Origin of the sequence: Pseudomonas chaetocerotis (assembly GCF_015712105.2) — a bacterium.
Lineage (GTDB): Bacteria > Pseudomonadota > Gammaproteobacteria > Pseudomonadales > Pseudomonadaceae > Aquipseudomonas > Aquipseudomonas chaetocerotis.
In genome coordinates this window covers 1-2,916 of the sequence record NZ_JACFYX020000026.1, presented here as the reverse complement: position 1 = coordinate 2,916, position 2,916 = coordinate 1, and the positions used below count along the sequence as shown (strand labels likewise).

1 protein-coding gene is annotated in these 2,916 nt (G+C 66.4%); it reads right to left on the bottom strand.

The genetic code is table 11. From position 1 onward, the window contains the following. Positions 1-2,916 (bottom strand): condensation domain-containing protein (locus H3221_RS25460; RefSeq protein ID WP_224490807.1); only part of this gene is annotated, 2,916 nt, incomplete at both ends.

Genomic DNA, 2,916 nt, shown 5'->3' with positions numbered 1-2,916 from the left:
ATCGGGCGCAGGCGCGCCTGTTCGGCGATGCGCGCCGGCAATAGCTGAATGCTGTTCGGAACCGCTGCTGGATCGTTCCAGGCCTCGACTTCGGCTACTTCGGCCTCGCCCAGCAAGGGCAGTTCACCGATGCAGCGCTGCGCATCGGCGCACAGGGCGTGCAGCAGTCGTTCGAACTGGCGACTCATGCCGGCGATCTGCCGGTCGCTGAAATGCGCGCGCTGATAATGCCAGTGCACCTGCAACTCGTTGCCAGCCATTACCGCCAGGCTCAGCGGGTAATGGGTCTGTTCGTGCGCGTGCAGGTTGGCGAAGCGCAGGCCATCGTCCTGCCCTTGCAGCACCTGATCCACCGGGTAGTTCTCGAACACAAGCAGGGTGTCGAACAGCTCGCGCCCGCCATGGCCGGCCAGTTGCTGCAAGCGGAACAGCGGCACCTGCTCGTGCTCGCGCAATGCCAGGTTGTGCGCCTGCAGCGCGTCGAGCCAGTCGCCGACAGGCTCGTGCGGCTGCGGAGCCTGCACCACCGGCAGGGTATTGATGAACAGGCCAAGCATATGTTCGATACCCGCCACACTCGCCGGGCGCCCCGCCACGGTGGCGCCGAAGGCCACCTGTCGGCGCCCGCAATAACGCTGCAGGAGCAGCGTCCAGGCCGCCTGGATCAGGGTATTGAGGGTGATGCGTCGAGCCTTGGCGAAGGCTTCGAGTTCACCGCGCGGCAGGTTCAGGATCTGCACGCCACTGCCGCTGGCAGGCAGCTCATGGTGCAGGCTGCCGGCCAGTAACGTCGGTTCATCGAAGCCCTGCAACTGCTCACGCCAGAACGCCTCGCTGACGGCGATATCCTGGCGTTGCAGCCAGGCCAGGTAATCCGGGTAATGCCCGACCTCCTGCGCACCGCCCTCGCCGCGCGTGTCCTGCAGCACCTGCGCCAGCAGCGCGGCACTGCTCCAGCCGTCGAGCAGGATATGGTGCAGCGTCCAGATCAGTTGATGACGCCCTTCGCCCAGGCGTACCAGCACCAGGCGCATCAGCGGCGGCTGCGTCAGGTCAAATGGTGTCTCGCGCTCCTCGCGCAGCAGTGCTTGCAGGTCGAGGTCGCTTCCATCCAGTTCGCGAATCGCCAGCTGTGCCTCGCGTTGCACCAGTTGCACCGCCTGTTGATCGGCGCCCAGGCGCAGGAAGGCTCCGCGCAGCAGCTGATGGCGCTGCAGCGCAGCCGCCCAGGCGGCCCTGAAGTCCGCCACCGGCAAGCCCTCGACCTCCAGACTGAGCTGATTGACGTAGGCGCCATCGGCCGCCTGCAGTTCGCTGTGGAACAGCAGGCCCTGCTGCATCGGCGTCAGCGGATAGATGTCCTCGATCTGCCGAGCCGGCAGCTGCAGGCTGTCGAGATCGGCCTGGCCGAGCGGCACGAAGGTGAAATCGCTGGGGGTGACAGCCGCCTGTGTACAGCAGTGCTGCACCAGCTCAACGAGCGCGCGGCGGTACGCCTCGAGCAGTTCGACGATGCGCTCGCGCTCGAAACGCTCATGACTGAAGGTACAGGTGAAGTGCAGGCAGCCGCCCGTGACGCGACCGTCCAGAGCAAGGGCACAGGCCAGCGGCGCGCTGGCGTCGCGTTGCGCACCGGACGATTCCTCAGCCAGATCGAACAACTGCCCGCTTGTCTGCATACGGCCCAGGTAGTTGAACAGCAACGCGTCATCCAACGCCGGCAGCTCCTCACCCTGCAGGTATTTCAACAAGCCGTAACCGATGCCACCGCGCGGCACCTGACGCAGATTCTCCTTGGTGCCCTTGAGGGTCTCATCCCAGTCGTCACCGGCCTGCAGCAACAACGGGTAGAGGCTGGTGAACCAGCCCAGGGTCTGGCTCAGGTCCAGATCTTCGAACAACGCTTCGCGGCCATGGCCTTCGAGGGCGACCAGGGTTTGCGCCTGCCCGCTCCAGTTACGCAGGGCATGAGCCAGCGCACTGAGCAGCAGGTCGTTGATCCGCGTGCGGTACGCCGCCGGTGCCTGTGTCAGCAGCGCCTCGGTGGTGGCAGGGTCGAGCTGCACCTGCAAATGCTCGGCGCAGGCCGTCAGGTTGCGCCCTTGCGGGTGCTCGCAGGGCAGCCCGCGATCAGCCGGCAGCGCCTGCCAGTACGCGCGTTCGGCGGCCACTTCGGGGCTGGACGCATAAGCCGCCAGGCGCTCGCTCCAACTCTGCCAGGCACTGCTCTTGCGCCCCAGATAGGCAGCAGCGCCCGCCGCCAGTTGCGCGTAGGCACGCTGCAGGTCATCAAGCAGGATGCGCCAGGAAACGCCATCGATCAGCAGGTGGTGGACCACCAGCAACAGCCGCTCGCCACCCTCGTGCAACTGCAGCAGCACAGCGCGCAACAGTGGGCCGCGGCTCAGGTCGAGGCTGGCCTGCACCTCGTCGCACAGCGCGCTCAGCTCGGCCAGGCTGCAGCGCTCGACGCGCAGCTCGGGCGTTTCGGCCTCGGCCGCATAACGCTGGCGCCAGCTGTCGCCTTGCTGCTCGAAACGTAGGCGCAAGGCATCGTGCTGCTCCAGCACGGCCTGCAGGGCAGCGTTCAGGCGCTGTGGCTGCAGCGGCTCGCGTGCACTGAGCAGCACGGACTGGTTCCAGTGCTGACGATTGTTCATCGGCTGGGCGAAGAACCAGTGCTGGATCGGCGTCAGCGGGATGTCGCGCTGGCTGTCGATGATGCAGCTCGGTGCCTCGGCGCTGCGGGTTGCGACCTGGGCCAGTTCGGCGATGTTCTGGCGCTCGAACAACTGCCGTGGCGTCAGCTCGATGCCCTGACGACGGGCACGGGCAATGATCTGCAGGCTGAGAATGGAGTCGCCACCCAGCTCGAAGAAGTTGTCGTCGCGCCCTACCCGCGCCACATCCAGCAGT